This window comes from Dongia sp. agr-C8 (genome assembly GCF_054658695.1).
In genome coordinates this window covers 64,235-84,635 of the sequence record NZ_BAAGHZ010000003.1, presented here as the reverse complement: position 1 = coordinate 84,635, position 20,401 = coordinate 64,235, and the positions used below count along the sequence as shown (strand labels likewise).

General features: G+C 66.8%; 23 protein-coding genes. 17 read left to right on the top strand and 6 right to left on the bottom strand.

Annotated features, from left to right (window positions below):
- Positions 1-13: 13 nt before the first annotated feature.
- Positions 14-340: a TIGR02300 family protein gene (locus ACYQ4T_RS14500; protein ID WP_459855382.1), complete on the bottom strand. Its 327-nt coding sequence runs from the start codon at positions 338-340 to the stop codon at positions 14-16.
- Positions 341-573: 233 nt separating this feature from the next.
- Between ACYQ4T_RS14500 and aroA the strand changes: the two genes are divergently transcribed.
- From aroA to ACYQ4T_RS14475, 5 genes are all read left to right on the top strand, one after another.
- A complete protein-coding gene (aroA, locus tag ACYQ4T_RS14495) occupies positions 574-1,926 on the top strand; it encodes a 3-phosphoshikimate 1-carboxyvinyltransferase (protein WP_459855380.1) in 1,353 nt (450 codons plus the stop codon).
- Positions 1,923-2,552, top strand: coding sequence for a (d)CMP kinase (cmk, locus tag ACYQ4T_RS14490; protein ID WP_459855378.1), 630 nt, complete (start codon positions 1,923-1,925; stop codon positions 2,550-2,552). Before aroA ends, cmk begins: the two co-directional genes overlap by 4 nt.
- Positions 2,553-2,653: 101 nt before the next feature.
- A complete protein-coding gene (gene rpsA / locus ACYQ4T_RS14485) occupies positions 2,654-4,384 on the top strand; it encodes a 30S ribosomal protein S1 (protein ID WP_459855376.1) in 1,731 nt (576 codons plus the stop codon).
- Positions 4,385-4,658: 274 nt separating this feature from the next.
- Positions 4,659-5,015 (top strand): integration host factor subunit beta, encoded by a 357-nt coding sequence (gene ihfB / locus ACYQ4T_RS14480; protein WP_459858003.1) that lies wholly within the window; start codon positions 4,659-4,661, stop codon positions 5,013-5,015.
- Between the two features lie 124 nt (positions 5,016-5,139).
- Complete coding sequence (locus ACYQ4T_RS14475) at positions 5,140-5,481, top strand: LapA family protein (RefSeq protein WP_459855374.1); 342 nt, start codon at positions 5,140-5,142, stop codon at positions 5,479-5,481.
- Positions 5,482-5,620: 139 nt separating this feature from the next.
- On the opposite strand, the gene ACYQ4T_RS14470 is transcribed toward ACYQ4T_RS14475, so the two are convergent.
- A complete protein-coding gene (locus ACYQ4T_RS14470) occupies positions 5,621-6,235 on the bottom strand; it encodes a tetratricopeptide repeat protein (protein ID WP_459855372.1) in 615 nt (204 codons plus the stop codon).
- A 291-nt stretch (positions 6,236-6,526) separates the two neighbouring features.
- Here ACYQ4T_RS14470 and ACYQ4T_RS14465 point away from each other — a divergent pair, with 291 nt between their 5' ends.
- The 10 genes from ACYQ4T_RS14465 (at position 6,527) to ACYQ4T_RS14420 (ending at position 13,590) form a co-directional block, all read left to right on the top strand.
- Positions 6,527-6,820 carry a hypothetical protein gene (locus ACYQ4T_RS14465; protein WP_459855370.1) on the top strand — a complete coding sequence of 98 codons (294 nt, stop codon included), beginning with the start codon at positions 6,527-6,529 and terminating at the stop codon, positions 6,818-6,820.
- A 187-nt stretch (positions 6,821-7,007) separates the two neighbouring features.
- On the top strand, positions 7,008-8,420 hold the full coding sequence (gene ffh / locus ACYQ4T_RS14460) for a signal recognition particle protein (protein WP_459855368.1): 1,413 nt from the start codon (positions 7,008-7,010) through the stop codon (positions 8,418-8,420).
- On the top strand, positions 8,417-8,827 hold the full coding sequence (locus ACYQ4T_RS14455) for a VOC family protein (RefSeq protein WP_459855366.1): 411 nt from the start codon (positions 8,417-8,419) through the stop codon (positions 8,825-8,827). Before ffh ends, ACYQ4T_RS14455 begins: the two co-directional genes overlap by 4 nt.
- Positions 8,828-8,863: 36 nt before the next feature.
- Positions 8,864-9,229, top strand: a complete 366-nt coding sequence (gene rpsP, locus ACYQ4T_RS14450) for a 30S ribosomal protein S16 (RefSeq protein WP_459855364.1) — start codon at positions 8,864-8,866, stop codon at positions 9,227-9,229.
- Positions 9,230-9,265: 36 nt separating this feature from the next.
- Entirely contained in the window at positions 9,266-9,802 is a 537-nt protein-coding gene (gene rimM, locus ACYQ4T_RS14445) for a ribosome maturation factor RimM (RefSeq protein WP_459855362.1), read from the top strand.
- Positions 9,795-10,541, top strand: coding sequence for a tRNA (guanosine(37)-N1)-methyltransferase TrmD (gene trmD / locus ACYQ4T_RS14440; protein WP_459855360.1), 747 nt, complete (start codon positions 9,795-9,797; stop codon positions 10,539-10,541). Before rimM ends, trmD begins: the two co-directional genes overlap by 8 nt.
- A 1-nt stretch (position 10,542) precedes the next feature.
- On the top strand, positions 10,543-10,923 hold the full coding sequence (gene rplS / locus ACYQ4T_RS14435; protein WP_459855358.1) for a 50S ribosomal protein L19: 381 nt from the start codon (positions 10,543-10,545) through the stop codon (positions 10,921-10,923).
- A gap of 243 nt (positions 10,924-11,166) precedes the next feature.
- A complete protein-coding gene (gene leuC, locus ACYQ4T_RS14430) occupies positions 11,167-12,570 on the top strand; it encodes a 3-isopropylmalate dehydratase large subunit (RefSeq protein WP_459855356.1) in 1,404 nt (467 codons plus the stop codon).
- 86 nt (positions 12,571-12,656) lie between these two features.
- A complete protein-coding gene (locus ACYQ4T_RS14425; RefSeq protein ID WP_459855354.1) occupies positions 12,657-13,055 on the top strand; it encodes a YbhB/YbcL family Raf kinase inhibitor-like protein in 399 nt (132 codons plus the stop codon).
- Between the two features lie 136 nt (positions 13,056-13,191).
- Entirely contained in the window at positions 13,192-13,590 is a 399-nt protein-coding gene (locus tag ACYQ4T_RS14420; RefSeq protein WP_459855352.1) for a DoxX family protein, read from the top strand.
- 11 nt (positions 13,591-13,601) lie between these two features.
- Here ACYQ4T_RS14420 and ACYQ4T_RS14415 read toward each other — a convergent pair whose 3' ends face one another.
- A complete protein-coding gene (locus tag ACYQ4T_RS14415; protein WP_459855350.1) occupies positions 13,602-14,027 on the bottom strand; it encodes a RidA family protein in 426 nt (141 codons plus the stop codon).
- Between the two features lie 108 nt (positions 14,028-14,135).
- On the opposite strand from ACYQ4T_RS14415, the gene ACYQ4T_RS14410 reads away from it, so the two are divergent.
- Together ACYQ4T_RS14410 and ACYQ4T_RS14405 are read left to right on the top strand one after the other, a co-directional pair.
- Positions 14,136-15,035 (top strand): LysR family transcriptional regulator, encoded by a 900-nt coding sequence (locus tag ACYQ4T_RS14410; protein ID WP_459855348.1) that lies wholly within the window; start codon positions 14,136-14,138, stop codon positions 15,033-15,035.
- A 111-nt stretch (positions 15,036-15,146) separates the two neighbouring features.
- Positions 15,147-15,353 (top strand): hypothetical protein, encoded by a 207-nt coding sequence (locus tag ACYQ4T_RS14405; protein ID WP_459855345.1) that lies wholly within the window; start codon positions 15,147-15,149, stop codon positions 15,351-15,353.
- On the opposite strand, the gene ampC is transcribed toward ACYQ4T_RS14405, so the two are convergent.
- The 3 genes from ampC to ACYQ4T_RS14390 form a co-directional block, all read right to left on the bottom strand.
- Entirely contained in the window at positions 15,350-16,525 is a 1,176-nt protein-coding gene (ampC, locus tag ACYQ4T_RS14400; protein ID WP_459855343.1) for a class C beta-lactamase, read from the bottom strand. The two genes, ACYQ4T_RS14405 and ampC, sit on opposite strands and share 4 nt — an antisense overlap.
- 299 nt (positions 16,526-16,824) lie before the next feature.
- Positions 16,825-18,366: a diguanylate cyclase domain-containing protein gene (locus ACYQ4T_RS14395; protein WP_459855341.1), complete on the bottom strand. Its 1,542-nt coding sequence runs from the start codon at positions 18,364-18,366 to the stop codon at positions 16,825-16,827.
- A 221-nt stretch (positions 18,367-18,587) separates the two neighbouring features.
- Positions 18,588-20,399 carry a chloride channel protein gene (locus ACYQ4T_RS14390; protein ID WP_459855339.1) on the bottom strand — a complete coding sequence of 604 codons (1,812 nt, stop codon included), beginning with the start codon at positions 20,397-20,399 and terminating at the stop codon, positions 18,588-18,590.
- Positions 20,400-20,401: the final 2 nt, after the last annotated feature.

Below are 20,401 nucleotides of genomic sequence, written 5' to 3'. Positions count from 1 at the left end.
GACCGGGAAGCGCTCAGCGCTCCCCTTCCTCCTCCGGCTCGATCGTCTCCGGAATATCGGCGTCGTCCTCGCCGAGCTCGGAGGTATCCTCGATCACGTCGTCGGTCTCCTCCGCGGCGTCATCGGTCTCCACATCGGTTTCGGGATCGGGAAGCTCCGGCTCCTTCACCGGCTTCACCGCCACGACCTTCTCCGGCGCGCGGCGGCGGCTCTTCAGGATCGCCTCCGGGTCATAGGTGGCGCCGCATTTCGGGCAGACGATCGGGTCTTTCCGGAGATCGTAGAAGTGGGCGCCGCAGCTCTGGCAGGTGCGCTTCGTGCCCCATTCCGGTTTGGTCACTTCGGCCTCTCCATATTCGATTTCGGGGAGGCCGGTTTCGAGGCGCCGCACCCCCGCGGGTCGGGGTGCCGTTTGCCATGTGACAATGGCGCTGTCAACACGGGATGGCCAATGGGGGATGGCGGCAAAAAAACCGGCAAAATGCCGCCGGTGTCGCGGTTCCGAATTTCCATCCCGCCCGGCCTTTATGCTAGAGAGGCGCGCCTTGAAGGCCGCAGCTGACATAAGAGCCCATGAGCAAGTCCCATTCTCTCCCCCGGCCGCTCCAGTCCGGAACCGCTTCGAAAGGTCTCAGGGGCCGGATTCGCGTGCCCGGCGACAAGTCGATCTCCCACCGCTCGCTGATGCTGGGCGCCCTGGCGCTGGGCGAGACCGAGATTCACGGCTTGCTGGAAGGCGAGGACGTGCTGCGCACCGCCGAGGCCATGCGCCTCTTGGGCGGCGAGGCGACCCGCGGCTCGGACGGCGTCTGGCGTGCCCGCGGGCGCGGCATCGGCGGCCTGCGCGAGGCGGCCGAGGTGCTGGACCTCGGCAATGCCGGCACCGGCACGCGGCTGCTGATGGGCCTGGTGGCTGCATACCCGATGGTGACCTTCTTCACCGGCGATGCGAGCCTGCGCTCGCGCCCCATGGCGCGCGTCTCGGACCCCCTGAGGCTGATGGGGGCGCAGATCGTGTCTCGGAGCGGCGGCCGTCCGCCGCTCGCGGTCATCGGCACCAAGGATCCGCTGCCGATCACCTACAAGCTCCCCGTGGCCTCGGCGCAGGTGAAATCCGCGATCCTGCTCGCCGGTCTCAACACCGCCGGCGTGACCACGGTGATCGAGCCCGAGCCGACCCGCGATCACACCGAACTGATGCTGAAGGGCTTCGGCGCGCAATTGACCGTCGAGCAGACCAAGGAGGGCCGCGCCGTCTCGCTGATCGGCCAGCCGGAGATCACCGGCCGCAAGATCGTGGTGCCGGGCGACCCGTCCTCCGCGGCCTTCCCGATCGCCGCGGCGCTGGTGGTGCCGGGCTCCGAGCTCACGATCGAGAACGTCTGCCTCAACCCGCACCGGATCGGCCTCATCGAGACCCTGCTGGAGATGGGCGCCGACATCACCGTCGAGAACGAGCGGGTGGAAGGCGGCGACCGGGTCGGCGATCTCAAGGTAAAGCACGGCAGCTTGAAGGGCGTCACCGTGCCGCCGGAGCGAGCGCCCTCGATGATCGACGAATACCCTATCCTCTCGGTGATCGCCGCCTATGCCGAGGGCGAGACCCGGATGCTGGGCCTCGGCGAGCTCCGCGTGAAGGAGAGCGACCGCCTCGGCGCCATGGCGCGCGGTTTGAAGGCCTGCGGCGTCGAGGTCACCGAAGGTCCCGATTGGCTCAGCGTCAAGGGCAATGGCAAGCCGCCGGCCGGCGGTGCCGAGATCGCAGTCAATCTCGACCACCGCCCGGCGATGTCCTTCCTGATCCTGGGGCTCGCGGCAAAGCGGCCGGTCAGCATCGACGACGGTTCGCCGATCGACACCAGTTTCCCGACCTTCGTCGATTTGATGAACGGCATCGGCACCGGCATCCGGCTCCAGAATCGATGACTCTTACCATCGCCATCGACGGCCCCGCGGCAGCCGGCAAGGGCACGCTCGCCCGGCGCCTCGCAGCGCAATACAACCTCGCCTATCTGGACTCCGGGTCGCTCTACCGGGGCACCGCCCTGACCCTGCTGCGCGACAACCTGCCGGAGACCGAGGCGGTCGCGGCGGCGCAACGGCTCCGCCCCGAGCTGCTGACCGATCCCGAGCTCCGGGCCGAGGCCACCGGCCGGCTTGCCTCCAAGGTGGCCGCCATCCCCGCGGTCCGGGCGGCGCTGCTGGACTGGCAGCGGGATTTCGCCGCCCACCCCCCGGCGGGCAAGCGGGGGGCGGTGCTGGACGGGCGGGACATCGGCACCGTGGTACTCCCGGACGCAATGGTTAAGCTCTTCATCACCGCCTCCGACGAAGCCCGGGCGATGCGCCGATTCAAGGAGTTGCAAGAGAAGGGCGAGGCCGCTATATACGCGCGAGTTTTGGAGGATATGCGGGAGCGGGACGCCCGGGATACGGCCCGTTCGACAGCTCCCATGCGGCCGGCGGAAGACGCCCTGATCATCGACACTTCGGCACTGGATGCCGATCAGGTGTTTCGCCTCGCCCAAGATTACATCGCGCGCAAAATCTGAACCCGCACCGGCGTGCAATCCCGCACGTCGTGCATCCACCATTCAAGACCGCCGGACACAACCGGTTGGCCTGAATAGTTTTTGAAAGGAACTGATACCACATGGCTAAATCTGCAGCCGCCCGCGTCACCAAGGAGCGCGTCGAGAGCGAGAGCTTCGCCGCGTTGCTCGAGGAAACCTTGGGCGCCGCCCAGGGTCTCGAAGGCAGCGTCCTCTCCGGCACCGTCGTCTCGATCGACGGCGAGTTCGCCCTGGTCGATGTCGGCCTGAAGTCCGAAGGCCGCGTCGCGGTGAAGGAATTCGCGCTGCCCGGCCAGAAGGCCGAGCTCAAGGTCGGCGACGTCGTCGACGTCTATCTCGAGCGCATGGAAGACAAGAACGGCGAAGCCATGCTGTCGCGCGACAAGGCGCGCCGCGAGGAGGCCTGGACCCAGCTCGAGAAGCAGTTCAAGGACAACCAGCGCGTCAACGGCGTGATCTTCGGCCGCGTGAAGGGCGGCTTCACGGTTGACCTCAACGGCGCCGTGGCCTTCCTTCCGGGCTCGCAGGTGGACATCCGTCCGGTGCGCGACGTCGGCCCGCTGATGGGCACGCCGCAGCCGTTCCAGATCCTGAAGATGGACCGCGCCCGCGGCAACATCGTGGTCTCCCGCCGCGCCGTGCTCGAGGAGAGCCGCGCCGAGGCCCGCAACGAGCTGGTTGCGAACCTCAAGGAAGGCCAGGTCCTGCAAGGCGTGGTGAAGAACATCACCGATTACGGCGCCTTCGTCGACCTCGGCGGTGTCGATGGCCTGCTGCACGTCACCGATATCGCTTGGCGCCGCATCAACCACCCGTCGGAAGCCTTGCACATCGGCCAGACCGTCAACGTCCAGGTCGTGCGCTTCAACCCGGAGACCCAGCGTATCTCGCTCGGCATGAAGCAGCTCGAGGCGGATCCCTGGGAGGGCGTGCAGGCAAAGTATCCGGTGGGCAGCCGCTTCAAGGGCCGCGTCACCAACATCACCGATTACGGCGCCTTCGTGGAGCTGGAGCCGGGCATCGAGGGTCTCGTCCACGTCTCGGAAATGAGCTGGACCAAGAAGAACGTCCATCCGGGCAAGATCGTCTCGACCTCGCAGGAAGTCGAAGTGATGGTGCTGGACGTCGATCCGGTGAAGCGCCGCATCTCGCTCGGCTTGAAGCAGTGCATGGAGAATCCGTGGTCGGGCTTCCTCGACAAGCATCCGGTTGGCAGCGAGCTCGAGGGCGAGGTGAAGAACATCACCGAGTTCGGCCTGTTCGTCGGCCTGACGCCGGAGATCGACGGCATGGTCCACCTCTCCGACCTCGACTGGGAGCGCCCGGGCGAGGAAGCGGTGCAGGACTTCAAGAAGGGCGACATGGTGCGGGTGAAGCTGCTCGACGTCGATGTCGAGAAGGAGCGCATCAGCCTCGGCATCAAGCAGCTGAAGAAGGACAACTTCGCTGAAGCCTCGACCGCCCTGAAGAAGGGCGAGGTCGTGACCTGCACCGTCACCGCCATCAACGAGGGCGGCGTCGAGGTCTCGGTCGGCGACGGCCTCACCGGCTTCATCAAGAAGAACGACTTGAGCCGCGAGCGCAGCGAGCAGCGTCCGGACCGTTTCGCCGTCGGCGAGAAGGTCGATGCCAAGATCACCCAGATCGATGCCAAGACCCGCAAGGTCTCGCTCTCGATCAAGGCCCGCGAGGTCGAAGAGGACAAGCAAGCGATGGCGGAGTTCGGCTCGTCCGATTCCGGCGCCAGCCTGGGCGACATCCTTGGTGCGGCCCTGGCCAAGGGCAAGAAGGGCAAGAAGGACGAGGAGTGAGGCCGGCGGCTTAAGCCTCTCACTCAGCAACAAAATTACAAAATAGTGCGTGTTTGGGCCGGAAGGGCATCCCTTCCGGCCCTTTTTTCTGCCTGAATCCGGGGGAATCGGATCCAGGCCCAAAAAACGTATTAAAATGAGCGACTTATCCTTGACGGCGCTCGATTCCCTTGGCACGCTTTTGAAACTCCTGGGGTCGGCCCCCCGGGGTGACCAGGGGAAGGCCGGTCGCGGGCAAGTTTTTTGCCTCACGCGGCGGGCGTGCGGGGACAGGATGACGAAATCCGAACTAATTCTGCGGATCGGGGAGCTTAATCCGCATCTTTATCATCGCGATGTCGAGCGGATCGTCACCACGATCTTCGAAGAGATCACCAACGCCTTGGCAAAGCGCGATCGGGTCGAGCTGCGCGGCTTCGGCGCCTTCTCGGTGAAACAGCGCGATGCCCGCAAGGGCCGCAACCCCCGCACCGGCGAGACCGTCGCGGTCGATCAGAAGGTTGTGCCTTTCTTCAAGACCGGCAAAGAGTTACGCGATCGCCTCAACTCGAAGATCGAGACGGCCACGCCGGCGAAGGCACCGGAATCAGGGCCGGCCGCGAGCAAGCCGCCGGTTGCCGGCGGCGAATAGCCTCCAGCCCTTCGACAAGCCCCGGCTGTAGAATGCGGCAGCCACCTGCGGCATGGTTAAGCTTGCCATCCCGGCACGCCGCATTTAGACCGCGTGGGCAGAGTTCAATCGGGCAGGAATCGACATGCGCCGTTTCGCCTGGATCGTGACGCTTCCGATCATCGCCATCGTCACCGCCTTCGCGGTGATGAACCGCCAGGAGGTGGCGCTCAATCTCTGGCCCTTGCCCTGGGACTTCGCGGTGCCGGTCTTCCTGCTGACCCTGCTCTTGATCCTGTTCGGCTTCTGCTTCGGCGTCCTGGTGATGTGGTTCACCGGCGCAAACCAGCGCCGCCAGCTCCGCGCCGTGAAGCGCGACCTCGACGACGCGAAGATGGAACTGCACACGCTGCGCCGCGCCCCGCCGCAGCCACGCACGACCGGCACCGCGCTCGCCACCACGCAGACGCGTCTGCCGGCGGCGTAGGGCTCACTGTTGCTGATAAGTGGGGTCGTCATCCCGTGACTTGGTCACGGGATCCACGCCTTTCCTTCTTCAGCCGCCCAGGCGTGGATCCCGGCACCCAGTGCCGGGAGACGGTGTTGTTGAAACGGAGAAGCGCCGCCTACGGCACCCATTCCAGGTTCGCGCGCCAAAGCTCGGCGCGCTCCTGGGCCGAGGCGATCTCGGTCTTGGTCATCCGCGGGGCGATCGCCTGCATCTCGGTGGTGGCGGCGATTGCGTCGCCGGAACCCGACAGCATGAACCACTTATAGGCCTCGACGCGATCGGTCGCGGTGCCGATGCCGTTGGCGTACATCAGGCCGAGATTGTGCTGGGCCATGGTGTTGCCCTGGTCGGCGGCGCGCTTGTACCAGGCGATCGCCTTGTCGTAGCTCTGCTGGGTCAGCGTGCCTTCGTAATAGATGACCGCGAGGTTGTATTGCGCATAGAGGTCGCCGGCATCGGCCGAGCGCTTGAAGTAATCGACCGCGCGCCATTTGTCGGCATCGACGCCGAGCCCTTCGAGATAGATCAGGCCCATGATGCGCATCGCCCAGGGATCGCCCTGGCTCGCGGCCTTGCTCGCCCATGAGCGCGCGTTGCGGTAGTCCTGCTCCAGGCCGGTGCCCTGGCCGTAGCGGATGCCGAGTTCGCGCTGCGCGTCGGCCCGGCCGGCATCGGCCAGCTGCTGGATTTCGGCCAGGGGCTGATCGCGCAGGTCTTCCGCGCTTGCCATCCCTGTCTGAAGGCCAAGGGCACCCCCAACGAGCAGGGCGCCAAACAACCATGGTCTCATTTTTCCGTCTCCCGCTGGACCGGTCTTGCGCGCCGCTGCCAGCTCCCCTGGGATTCGACTGGGGCCATCATCAGCGCACGTTCTGCGGCCATGCAACCCTTTTCGGGTTAAGATTCGGAAAATCTCGATACTGTAAGGAGTTAGTTAGCTGTCGCTGCGACGATCCGCGCCGGCCGGTGGCTCGCGGTGTGAGGCGCCCGGGGTTCGGACTCGGAGTTTTGCAAGATACGAATGACCGCTTTCGCCCTGTTTTCCGCGCTTGCCCTGGGGCTCGCCAGCGCTGCCGCCCTGGCCTTCTCCGACACTCCCGCGCCCGGACCCGGTGCCCAAAGCCAGTACAGCGACCCCGATGAAGTGCTGGAAAATCTCGCCAACGGCGCGACGGGGGAGAACGGGACGGTGTTGAGCACCGGCGGTCAGTACCCCAGCGGCGCCCGCCCGGCGCAGACGCTCCCTGCCTCGCCTGAGGATGCCGAGCCGGTCAATTCCGGCTGGCCCGCCTGGATGATCTGGCACCAGCGGTAAGACGTTGCGCCATAACGTCTTTCTGTCGCGCCTGCCGCGGTTGACTTCCGCCGCCCGAACCCCTAGTTTCCGCCCCGCTTAACCCAGGAATTGTTAGGCCGCTGGCCCCGAGGGGCTCCGTCCGTCCACGAGTTTCGTGCGCGGGCGCATTCGTGTTTTGGGCAATTGGCCCCGGATTCAAAGGCGCATGTTCGAGAAACTCTCCGAACGACTGAGTGGTGTCTTCGACAAGCTGACCCGGCGCGGCGCGCTGTCGGAAGCTGATGTCGACGAGGCCCTGCGCGAAGTCCGCGTCGCCCTGCTCGAAGCCGACGTCGCGCTCCCGGTGGTGAAGGATTTCATCGACCGCGTCCGCGTCGGCGCGGTCGGCGAGAAGGTCGTCAAATCGGTGACGCCGGGCCAGATGGTGGTGAAGCTCGTCCATGACGAGCTCGCGCGCACCCTTTCCGCAGGCGAGAGCCAAGAACCCGGCATCTCGCTCAACGCGCCTTCGCCGGTTCCCATTCTGATGCTGGGCCTGCAAGGTTCGGGCAAGACCACGACCACCGCGAAGCTCGCGAAGCGCCTCACCGAGAAGCAGAACAAGAAAGTCCTGATGGCGTCGCTCGACGTGCGCCGTCCGGCCGCCCAGCAGCAGCTCGCCGTCTTGGGCGAGCAGACCATGGTGAAGACGCTGCCGATCGTTCCCGGCGAGCCGCCGGTTGCCATCGCCAAGCGGGCGATGCAGATGGGCCGCCTCGAAGGCTTCGACGTCGTCATCCTCGACACTGCCGGCCGCCTCGCCATCGACGAGGAGTTGATGGCCGAGGTGAAGGCGGTCAGCGACGCCGTGCATCCGCATGAGAGCCTGCTGGTCGCCGACGCGATGACCGGTCAGGACGCGGTCACCGTCGCCAAGTCGTTCCGCGAGAAGGTCGGCGTCACCGGTATCGTCTTGACCCGCATCGACGGCGACGCGCGCGGCGGTGCCGCGCTTTCCATGCGCCAGATTTCCGGCGCGCCGATCAAGTTGCTGGGCACCGGCGAGAAGCTGGACGCGATCGAGGACTTCCACGCCGACCGCCTGGCCGGCCGCATCCTCGGCATGGGCGACATCGTCAGCCTGGTCGAGAAGGCGATCGAGACGACCGAGGCCGAGGAGGCCGAGCGTCTCGCCAAGAAGATGCAGAAGGGCCAGTTCGATCTCGACGACATGGCCTCGCAGCTGAAGCAGCTGCAGAAGATGGGCGGCCTCGCCGGCGTCATGGGCATGCTGCCCGGCATCGGCAAGATGCAGAAGCAGCTCGAAGGCAAGGTGGACGAGAAGCATGTGAAGCGCTCGCTCGCCATCATCTCCTCGATGACGCCGAAGGAGCGCCGCAACCCCGATCTCATCAAGGCCTCGCGCAAGAACCGCGTCGCCGCCGGCTCCGGCACCAGCGTGCAGGAAGTGAACAAGCTCCTGAAGCAGCATCAGGAAATGCAGCGCATGCTGAAGCAGGTCTCCAAGCTCGGCCAGAAGGGCCTGATGCGCCACGGCCTCGGCGCCCTGATGAAGGGTGGCATGGGAGGTATGGGTGGCGGCGGCCTGGGTGGCGGCGGAATGGGCGGGCTGCGATGATCGATCATCTCTCGGTCGGCGTCTCCGATCTCGCCCGCGCGAAACGCTTTTACGACGACGTGCTGGCGACCATCGGCTGCACCTGCATCTTCACCGTGGACATTCCCGGCGAGGGTGTCGTCGCCCATGGCTATGGCGAGATCGGCAGCGACCACCCCCGTTTCTGGATCGGCGTGCCGGAGCGCCTCGATGCGCATGCGAACGCTCAGGGCGGCGCGCATATCTGCTTCGAAGCCAAGCGCCGCGCCGATATCGACGCTTTCCACGCCGCGGCCTTGAAGGCCGGCGGCAAGGACAACGGCAAGCCGGGCCTGCGTCCCCACTATCACCCGAACTACTACGGTGCCTTCGCCTTCGATCCCGACGGCAACAAGATCGAAGCCTGCAGTCACCATCCCGAACCCTGAACACAACGTTTCGATTCCCAAAGGAGACTAATAACCATGTCGTTGAAGATTCGTCTGGCCCGCGGCGGCGCCAAGAAGCGCCCGTTCTACCGGATCGTCGTGGCCGAGAGCCGCTTCGCCCGTGACGGCAAGTTCGTCGAGCGCATCGGCTCCTACAACCCGATGCTCACCAAGGAAGACCCGCTGCGCGTCGTGCTCGACGCCGAGCGCGCCAAGTACTGGATCTCCAAGGGCGCGACGCCCAGCGAGCGCGTGCAGCACTTCTTCCACAAGGCCGGCCTGATGGAGGCGCCGAAGCGCCACGAGCAGACCAAGCAGGACAAGCCGAAGGCGAAGGCTCAGGAGCGCGCCAAGGCCGCGGCCGAGGCCGCCGGCAAGGCCGCCGAAGCGCCGGCCAGCTAAGCCCTTTCATCCGGAGCGATGAAGGACAAGAGGCAGATGATCCTGTTGGGCGCGATCGCCGGTGTGCATGGCGTCAGGGGCGAGGTGAAGGTGAAATCCTTCACCGCCGATCCCCTGGCGATCGCCACCTATGGTCCGCTCTACGACGATGACGGCCGCCGCTTCGACCTGAAGCTCAGCCAGAAGGCGGCAAAGGACACGATCGTGATTGCGAAGATCGACGGCATCGCCGATCGCAACGCCGCTGAGGCGCTGAAGGGCAAGCGGCTCTACGCGCCGCGCGAGGCCCTGCCGGCGATCGAGGACGAGTCCGAGTTCTATGCCCACGATCTGATCGGCCTCAAGGTCGAGGATCGCTCGGGGCGGAACTTGGGCAAGGTCGTCGATCTCGCCGACTACGGCGCCGGTGCGATCATCGCGATCGCCGGCGGTCCGGAAGGCGATTTCGAATTGCCCTTCGCCGACCGCTTCGTCCCGGTCGTGGATCTCGCGGCGTCGAAGATCGTCGTCGATCTGCCTGAAGACTTCTTCGTCACCCCGGCCCGCGATGCGGAGGAAGAGGGAGGTGACTGAGCAGCGTCGGCCCTGGACGGCGCGGGTGCTGACCCTTTTCCCGGAGATGTTTCCGGGCCCGCTGGGGCAGAGCCTCGCGGGCAAGGCCTTGGAGAAGGGTTTGTGGCGGCTGGAGACTTCGGACATCCGGAGCTTCGCCACCGACAAGCACAAGACCGTCGATGACACGCCGTTCGGCGGCGGGGCGGGGATGGTGATGCGGCCGGATGTGGTCGATGCGGCGCTGGCAGCGGCGACGCAGGACGGATTGGGCCCGGCCATCTATCTCACGCCGCGCGGCCAGCGGGTCGAGCAGGCGCTGGTGCGGGACTGGGCCGCGGGGCCGGGGATGGTTCTGGTCTGCGGCCGCTACGAGGGGCTCGACGAGCGGGTGATCGAAGCCCGCGGCCTGCTCGAGATCAGCCTCGGCGACATCGTCCTCTCGGGCGGCGAGCCGGCGGCACTGGCGATGATCGATGCCTGCGTCCGCCTTCTGCCCGGCGTCATGGGCGCCGAGGAGACGCTGGAGGAGGAGAGTTTCGAGCGGGGCCTCTTGGAGTACCCGCATTACACGCGGCCCGCGGAATGGAACGGGCGGACGGTGCCGGAGGTGCTGCTCTCCGGCCACCACGAGAAGATCAGGGCCTGGCGTCTGGCGCAGGCCGAAGCGGCGACGAAATTGCGGCGGCCCGATCTATGGGCCGCCTATGAGAAACAGAGACCATTGAGACAAAAGAGTTCGAGACGAAAGGAAGACTGAAATGACCACCCTGACGAAGATCGAAGCGGCGCAGGTCGCCAAGCTGAAGGAAACCGCGAAGCTGCCGGACTTCCGTCCCGGCGACACCCTGAAGGTCAACGTGAAGGTCGTCGAAGGCGACCGCGAGCGCGTGCAGGCCTTCGAGGGCGTCTGCATCGCCCGCAAGAATGCCGGCCTGAACTCCTCGTTCACCGTGCGCAAGATCTCCTACGGCGAGGGCGTCGAGCGTATTTTCCCGCTCTACTCGCCGCGCCTGACCTCGGTCGAGGTGGTGCGCTCCGGCGACGTCCGCCGCGCCAAGCTCTATTATCTCCGCGGCCGCCGCGGCAAGGCCGCCCGCATTTCCGAGCGCGTGGACAACACCCAGGCGAGCGGCGAGTAACGCGCTCCGCTCATGGCAGCAGTGCTGTGAGCGGCGTTGACCGTTTCGGTCGGCGATCAATACTGAGGCAGTCATCGACCCCTCACCCTGTCCCTCTCCCGCAAGGGGAGAGGGGACGCTGTTGCGGTAGCCTTTCTGGTCCGTCTGGCGCCGCAGCGAAGAGAATCCCCCTCTCCCCCTGCGGGAGAGGGCTGGGGTGAGGGGTCGAAGGCTCTATCCGAGTAACTTCTGGACCCAACTGCCATGCCGAAAACGCTCTTCGACAAGATCTGGGAAAACCATCTGGTGCACCGTCAGGATGACGGGACGTGCCTCATCTACATCGATCGCCACCTCGTGCATGAGGTGACGAGTCCCCAGGCCTTCGAAGGGCTGCGCAATGCCGGCCGCAAGGTGCACCGGCCGCAGGCGACGCTCGCGGTCGCCGACCACAATGTGCCGACCACCGACCGCTCCAAGGGCATCACCGAGGAGGAGAGCCGGATCCAGGTCGAGACCCTGGAGCAGAACTGCCGCGACTTCGGCGTGCCGTATTTCTCGATGGACGACATCCGCCAGGGCATCGTCCACATCATCGGCCCGGAGCAGGGCCTGACCCAGCCCGGCATGACCATCGTCTGCGGCGACTCCCACACCGCGACCCACGGCGCCTTCGGCGCGCTCGCCTTCGGCATCGGCACCTCGGAAGTCGAGCATGTGCTCGCCACCCAGACGCTGATCCAGCGCCCGGCCAAGAACATGCTGATCCAGGTGAACGGCAGCTTGGGCTTCGGCTGCACGGCCAAGGACATCGTGCTGGCGATCATCGGCAAGATCGGCACCGCGGGCGGCACCGGCTACGTCATCGAATATGCGGGCGACGCGATCCGCGGCCTCTCGATGGAAGGCCGCATGACGGTCTGCAACATGTCGATCGAGGGCGGCGCCCGCGCCGGCCTGATCGCTCCCGACCAGGTCACCTTCGATTACCTGAAGGGCCGCCCGATGGCCCCGAAAGCCGGCGCCTATGAGCAGGCGGTCTCCTATTGGAAGACCCTGCCCAGCGATCCCGGCGCCAAATACGACACCGAGATCAAGCTCTCGACCGCCGACATCGCGCCGCAAGTCACCTGGGGTACCAGCCCGGAGGACGTGCTGCCGATCACCGGCAAGGTGCCGAACCCCGGCGACGTCGCCGACGAGAACAAGCGCCGCGCCATGGAACGCGCGCTGGATTACATGGGCCTCAAGCCCGGCACCCAGCTGACCGACGTCGCGATCGACCGCGTCTTCATCGGTTCCTGCACCAACGGCCGCATCGAGGATCTGCGCGAGGTCGCGAAGATCGCCCAGGGCAAGAAGGTGGCGTCCAACGTCAACGCGATGGTTGTCCCCGGCTCCGGTCTGGTGAAGCAGCAGGCCGAAGCCGAGGGCCTGGACAAGATCTTCATTGAAGCCGGCTTCGAATGGCGCGAGCCCGGTTGCTCGATGTGCTTGGCGATGAATCCCGACAAGCTGAAGCCCGGCGAGCGCTGCGCCTCGACCTCGAACCGCAACTTCGAAGGCCGCCAGGGCCGCGGCGGCCGCACGCATCTCTTGAGCCCCGCGATGGCCGCGGCCGCGGCGATCACCGGCAAGCTCGCCGACGTCCGCCAGCTCGGGAAGTAACCGGCACGGCGCTCCCGGCTTTGCGCTGAATCAAAGCGCGATCGCCCTCCGACCCGTCAACGTATCGGCGGAACGGGGAGGAGATCATGCTGAGACTGTCGATCGCCGCCATCGGCCTCGCGCTGGCTTGCACGGCCCTATCAGCCCCTGCCGCGCGCGCCGCCGACCTTGCCGTCACCTTCAAATTCGACGCCGGCGACCGCTGCTCGCACAACTCGCCGGAGATCCGGGTCGGCAACGCGCCGGCCGGCACGGTGAGCTTCAAGGTGCGCCTGCGCGACCGCAACAAGGGCAGCTGGAACCACGGCGGCGGCACCGTGCCCGCCGATCCCTCCGGCATCATCCCGAAGGGCGCGCTGACGGACGGCTATAACGGGCCCTGCCCGCCGGGCGGCGAGAGCCACACCTACGAGTTCATCGTCAAGGCCCTCGACGCTGGCGGGGAGACCCTGGCCGAAGGCAAGGCGAAGCAAAGCTTTCCCTGAGCGAAACTGTGCGGCGGTCTCACTCTGGCGCTGGCCGTCAGGTTGCTTGCCACGGCAATTGCGAATCAATTAGGTAGGGTATCCTGGCGACGCGGCGCCGCCGAGTCGCCTCCAGTCCGACGACAGGAGCCCGACGATGATGAGCAGCCAGCTCGCCGCCCACGCCCCCAAGATGCACGGCCTTCTTCGCATCATGTCGGGACTGCTGTTCCTGGCCCATGGGACGCAGAAGTTCCTCTCCTTTCCGGCGGGAGAGATGGCGGGATACGGTTTGACCTTCGCCAGCCCGGCGGCCTTCGCCGGCATCATCGAGCTGGTCTGCGGCGCGCTGATCGCGCTCGGTCTCTTCACCCGCCCCGCCGCCTTCCTCGCCTCCGGCACGATGGCCGTCGCCTACTTCATGGCGCATGCGAGCCAGAACTTCTTTCCGGTCAACAACGGCGGCGACGCGGCGATCCTCTACTGCTTCGTCTTCCTCTACTTCGTCTTCGCCGGCCCGGGTGCCTTCAGCCTCGACAGCCGCTTGCGCAAGTAAGCTCCTCCGCTCTAGGCGGAGGATGTCGGAGCGGAGGTCGCCGGAATCCGAGCCACCACCTTGATCTCGAAGTCGAACCCGGCCAGCCAGTTGACGCCGACCGCGGTCCAGTTCGGATAGGGCGGCACGCCGATCTCCTCGGCGCGCACTGCCATGAAGGTCTCGAACTGTGTCGCGGGATCGGTGTGGAAGCTGGTGACATCGACCACGTCGTCGAACGTGCAGCCCGCCGCCGCCAGCACGTCGCGCAGGTTGGCGAAGGCCCGCCGCACCTGGTCGGCGAAGACCGGCTCCGGCGAGCCGTCGGCACGGCTGCCGACCTGTCCCGACACGAACAACAGGTCGCCGGAGCGGATCGCCGCCGAATAGCGGTGCAGGTCATAGAGCGCATGCCGGTTCGCCGGGAAGATCGCGTCGCGTTTGGAAATCTGTGACATGGGCTTGGGTCCTTCTTATGCCGTGCCGGAGAGAAGGCAGAAATAGCCTCTCCGCATTCCGCCGATTAGGCGTTGAAATCCGCACAAGCTACTGCAAAATCCACAGCAATGCCCAGGCCCTCGCTCAACGACCTTACCGCCTTCGTGGCGGTCGCCACCCACCGCAGCTTCCGCGGGGCGGCCGACGAGCTCGGCACCGCGCCCTCGACCCTCAGCCACGCGATGCGCGGGCTGGAGGAGCGGCTGGGCGTGCGGCTGCTGAACCGCACCACCCGCAGCGTCGCGCCGACCGAGGCCGGCTTCCGCCTGCTCGGGAATCTGCAGCCCGCGCTCGCCGCGGTCGACGACGCGCTCGACGGTGTCGCATCCTTCCGCGGCAAGATCGCCGGCACCGTCCGCATCAACGCCCCACGCCTGGCGGCGGCGCTGCTGGTTCGCAGCGTGCTGCCGGCGATGGCCGAGCGACATCCCGACGTCACCGTCGATCTCGTCGCCGAAGGCAAGCTCATCGACATCGTCTCCGGCGGCTTCGATGCCGGCGTCCGCCTCCTGGGCTCGGTCCCGCGCGACATGATCGCCGTCCCGCTGGGCGCGCCGCTGCGCTTCCTCTGCGTGGCGTCGCCGGCCTATCTGAAACGGGCCGGCATCCCGAAGACGCCGGACGACCTCCGGCATCATCGCTGCATCGGCCACCGCCTGCCGGGCGGCAAGCTCTACCGCTGGGAATTCGAGCGCGCCGGCCAGGCGCTCACCCTCGACGTTCCCGCCGCCGTCGTGCTCGACGACGAAGACCTGATGGTTGACGCCGCCGTGCGGGGCTTGGGTATCGCCTATGTCCTCGCGCCCGCCGCCGCCCCGGCGCTGAAGGCTCGGCAGTTGCGCGAAGTCCTCGCCCCCTGGCTGCAATACGCCGAGAGCGTCGCCGTCTACTACCCCGGCCACCGCAAAGTCCCCCCGGCGCTGCGCGCCTTCCTGGACGTGGCGCGTGAGGTGGGGAAGCGGCGATAGGGTGCGGCTATCGTGTATTGACAGTGCAGTGTGTGTATACGTGGTGGTATTCGTCGCCATGACCAAGGACGGGCCGCGGCCCCTGGCAAGGTCCGTCGCAATGCGCCGGACGTGATCCCCGTCTCGATCTCTGGCCGGCTCGCGGTCAGCCGCGATCATGCCGGCCGGGGCCTCGGCGCCGACATGCTGGCGGATGCGCTGCGCCGCATCGCCCTGGCATCACGCTTCTACCTCGCCTGCGCGGAATTCATCGAGCGCCCCGCCGACAGCCGCATGCTGTTCCTGCCGATCGAAACGATGGTGGCGGCGTTCGATTAGTTCTTGATGCGCCCGACCATCTCCTCCATCACCGACCAAGCCATCCTCGTCCGAACCTCATTCGGATAGAACCGGTTCGCCAGCAGCGCGATGCCGAGCTTCTGCGCCGGCGCGGCGAAAAGATAGGCGCCGAAGCCGCCGGTCGAGCCGGTCTTGTTGAAGATGACGTCGGCGCGCGGCGGCATCGGCGGGTCGATCGGCGTCGCGGGGTTGGGATTGGCGCCCATCAGCTGGGTCGAGTTGCCGCGCAGCATGTCGTCGCGCGCGACCGGCGCCGGATACTGCTCCCAGATCAGGCTCTGGATGAACGGTCCCGCGCGGTAATAGCCGGTATGGGTCGCGGCGACGGCGCGGGCGAGCGGCTCCGGCACATCTCGCGCAATGCCCATCTCAACCTCGAGATAGCGGAGCATGTCGTCGCTGGTTGAGACCACGCCCCAGGCCTCGGCGGCGATCGGTCCGCGGCCCGCACGCACCGGCTTGCCATTCTTGCTGGTGCCCCAGGCATAGGCCTTGGCGTCGCGCAGGTTGACGAAGGTGCGCTTGAGGCCGAGCGACGGAAACAGGCGGCCATCGGCGAGCTGGGTGAAGCTCTCGCCCATGGCACGGGCCGCGGCGATGCCGAGCAGCGCCACGCTCGGGTTGGCATAGACCCGCATCGTGCCCGCTGGGTATTTCGGCTTCCAGGCGCGATACCATGCCATGAGCTCCGCCTCGGTCTTCACACTCTCCGGGAGCTGCAGCGGGAAGCCGCCCGCCGTATGCGTGCCGAGATCGACGAGTCGCACGGCGCCGATCGGACTCCCTTTGAGCTCGGCGACATGATCGCCCACCGTGTCGCTGAGCGTCAGCTTGCCGTCGATCTCGGCCAGGGTGGCGAGCGTGGCGGTGAAGGTCTTGCTGATCGAACCCAGCTCGAACAACGTCGCGTTCGTCACCGGGATCTTCTGCTGCGGCGAGGCGCTGCCGAATTCCGCGAAATGCCGCCGCCCGTCGATCGTCACCCCGACCGCCATGCCCGGAATGCCGTACTGCGCCATCACCGGCTTCACCGCGGCGTCGATCGCCGCGCGCAGGCTGGCCGCGTCCGCCAGCGCGGGCCGGCGCGGCGCGAGTGCCAGCATCGTGAGAGAGGCGCCCGCGAGAAGGCCGAAGCTTCGCCGGTTGATCATGGGGTTTCCTTGAATGTTGGGAGAAGGCGGCAGGAAGCCTGCCGCTCGCGTTATCGCCCGGCAACGGGCCGCTTCTGTGGCGAGATTGCGGAAACTTCGCGAAGCCCGCCGGCGTTGATCGGGGCGAACAAAAAGAGTACGATTCGTTGCCGGCGTGGTGAAGGAGGTAGCGGCTTTTTGTGCACCGCATCGCAGACCGGACGCAGACAAAGAAAAAAATCTAGAACCGCTCGAAAGCCAGATTTCTCCGCCGAAACAATCGCTTAATGCACACAGACAGCCCGAGGGCGTCTGCTTTGCTACTCCGCCGCCTTGATCGGCGTGGCTTCGGGATCCTCCGGCGTCTCCAGCGCTTCGGCGAAGACCGCGCGGCCGCGACCCATCTGCTTGGCGGCATAGAGCGCCTCGTCGGCGGCGCGCATCACCGCCGAGCCGGTGATGCCGCAGAGCGGCGCCTGGGCGACGCCGAGGCTGACACCGACATCGGTCTGCTGCCCGCCGTCCAAGCGGATCGGCTTCAGGATCGCGTCGATGATGCCGGAGCAGAGCAGGTTCAGGCGGCGCTTATCGGTGAAGGCATGAATGAGGATGATGAACTCGTCGCCGCCGGTGCGGCTGACCACGCCGCTCTCGCCGACTTCCTTGGCGAGCCGCTCGGCGACGTTGCGGATGACCGTGTCGCCGGCCGCATGGCCGAAGCTGTCGTTGACCGCCTTGAAGCGGTCGAGGTCGCAGGCGATCACCGCGAAGGCCTTGTCGGGCAGGCCCGCCACCGCTTCCTCCAGCGCCTCGCCGAAGGCAAGACGGTTGGCGAGGCCGGTCAAGGCGTCATGCCGCGACATGTGCCGGGTGCGGCGCTCGCTGGTCTCGAGCTGATTGGACATCTTGCCCAGCCGCTGCGCCATGAAGAGGGCCGCGATCGCCACCAGCCCGCCGATCACCGCCACGATCGGCAGGATCACCGACCAGATATGCGCGCCGGGCGCCGGATTCTGCCAGACGAAGGTGCCGACCACCTCGCCGCTCAGGGTCTTGATGTCCTCACGCGTGCCGGAGAGGGCGTCGCCGCCGCCGGCGGCGACGAAATCCAACGACTGGAAGCCGAGTTGGCTGCGGAGATAGGAGACCTCGTCGGTGTCGATGAACTTGGCGTTGACCAGGATCACAGGCGGTCCGTCGGGCAGCGCGACCTCGTTTTCATAGGGCACGATGGCGGTGGCGCTTACCAGCGCCGGCTTGCCCTCGATGGTCTGGAACGCGCCGGAGAAGATCTCGCCGATCTCGCTCAGCATGATGGCGCGGTCACCGACCGTCGCCGCGCGGGCGCTGAAGCCGCCTTTGATGGTGATGCGGTTCTTCATGTATTGCGCGACCGCCTGGTCGATCAGCGCCTGCAGGTCGGCGTCGAGGGTGAAGGCGGTCGGGCTGAAATCGACCTCGCTGCCGCGCGCATAGGCCAGCAGCTTGTAGCCGGGGCCGACCAGCAGGGTGCGGTCGAGGCCGTAGTTGTACCAGAGCGCCGTCACCGTCTCGTCGGTGACGAAGTCCGGGTCGAAGTCGAGGCTGATGTTGCGGACCGATTCATCCCAGATCGATTCCTGGGTCTGGTCGCGCGCCAGCATGATGAAGCGGCTGGCCAGCACGTGGCGGAAGAGATTGACCTCGCTGGCCCGGGCCTGCTGGTCAGCCTCCTGGGACGAGAGCCGGCCGACATAAAGCATGGCGCAGGTGAAGACCGCGATCAGCACCGCGGCGAAGATCAGGATCAGCGACGAGATCCGCAGCGGCAGCAGCCGCCTTGCTTCGCCTCGCTCCTCGCTTGCCCGCGCGCTGCGGTTCATGACCCCGATCTCCCCGAAAAAACGCAGAAGCTTGCCGGGGAGATCGTTAAGAGAGGGCTAATGCTGATTCCGAGCAGCCGCATGGGGGTCGCCGTCTCCGCACCCGGCTCGACAGGGGACCGGGGCGGAGACCCATGGGCTTCTTTAGCGGTCGGGTTTAGACCCATGGATGCCCGCGGACTTGGGGGGTAGCGGGCATGGCGAAGCTGTCTCTTCTGCTTCTACGGCCGTGCCGCGCCCTTCATGCGCTCCGGATTGTTGCGCAGCCGGATCAGCCGCGCGCGTTCGCGCTCATGCCGGATCACCTCGGCGCGTACCCGCAGCAGGTCGCGGCGGGCCACCAGGCCGACCGCGCTGCCGTCGCTGCGATCGAGGATCGGCACCCGGCCGGTCTCGCTTTCCGCCATCCGGTCGGCCAGCGCGCCGGCCAGCTCGTCTGCATGGCCGACGATGAGGTTCTGGCCGAGCAGCTGCTCGCCCAGCGTCTTCTCGCTGTCCCAGCCTTCCATGGTCCAGCGCAGCGCGTCGGCGCGCGAGACCATGGCGACCACCCGGTTCTGCGCGTCCACCACGGGATAGCTCTTGTGCCGGGGCGGCGATTCCGGCGCGGTGAAGAAGGCCATCGCCTCGCCGATCTTCATCTGCGCCGGCAGGGTGTCGACCGGCCGGGCCATGATCTCGCCGACCCGCATGATCTCGAAGGGATCGACGATGTACTCCCGCAGCACGTGATGCCCGCGCCGCGCCACCTTCTCGGTCAGGATCGAGCGTTTCAGGAGCAGCACCGTGGTGGCATGCGCCATGGTGCAGCCGACGGCGAGCGGCAGGAAGGCGCCGATGTTGTGGGTCAGCTCCAGCGCGAAGATCATCGAGGTCAGCGGCGAGCGCATGGTGCCGCCCATCATCGCCGCCATGCCGACCAGGGCCCAGAGGCCATCCCCATTGGCGCCAGCGGGGCTCAGGGGGAGTATGTCGCCCGTTATGGCGCCGAGCGCGCCGCCCATGATCAGCAGCGGTGCCAGCACGCCGCCCGAAGTGCCGGAACCCAAAGCCACCGCCCAGATCACCGCCTTCACCACGATCAGGATGAAGGCGGATTGGGCATCCATGTCGCCGTCGAGCAGCGCCTGGATATTGTCATAGCCGACGCCGAGCGCCCGGGGATCGATCAGTCCGCCGAGGCCGATGACCAGGCCGCCGAAGGCCGGCCACCACATCCAATGGATCGGCAGGCGCTGGAAGAAATCCTCGCAGCCATAGACCATCGCGGTGAGGAGACCCGAGGCAAGTCCCGCGCCGATGCCGAGCGCCGCCGCGAGGCCCAGGCCGAAGGGATCCAGCGCGCCGCTTTCCGGCATCGGGAACAGGACTCCACCGGCCAGCAGATAGGGCCGCCATGCCGCGGCCACCGCGGCGGCGATGGCGACGGGCACGAAGCTGCGCGGCTTCCACTCGAACAGCAGCAGCTCGACCGCCAGCAGCATGGCGGCGATCGGCGTCCCGAAGGTCGCCGACATGCCGGCGGCGGCGCCGGCCACCAGCAGCGTCTTGCGCTCCTGATTGGTGAGATGGAAGAGCTGGGCGAACAGCGAGCCGATCGCGCCGCCGGTCATGATGATCGGACCCTCGGCGCCGAACGGACCGCCGCTGCCGATCGAGATCGCCGAGGAGAGCGGCTTCAAGACCGCGACCTTGGGCTGGATCCGGGAGCGGCCGATCAGGATCGCCTCCATCGCCTCCGGGATGCCGTGGCCCCGGATCTTCTCCGAACCGTAACGCGCCATCAGGCCGATGATCAGGCAGCCTGCCACCGGCATCAGAACCGCCCAGTACCCGAGCTGGTTGCCGGCGATCGAGACCGGCGCCGCGGAGAGCCGGCCGTAATAGGCGAGGTTGGTGGCGACCGCGATCAGCCGGGTCAACGCCCAGGCGGCGCCCGCCCCGGCCGAGCCGATCGCCAGCGCCATGGCGGCGAGCAGCAGGAGGCGGCGGTCGGTGCTGAAGTCGCGCAGCGTGTCGGCGGGGTGTTGCATGG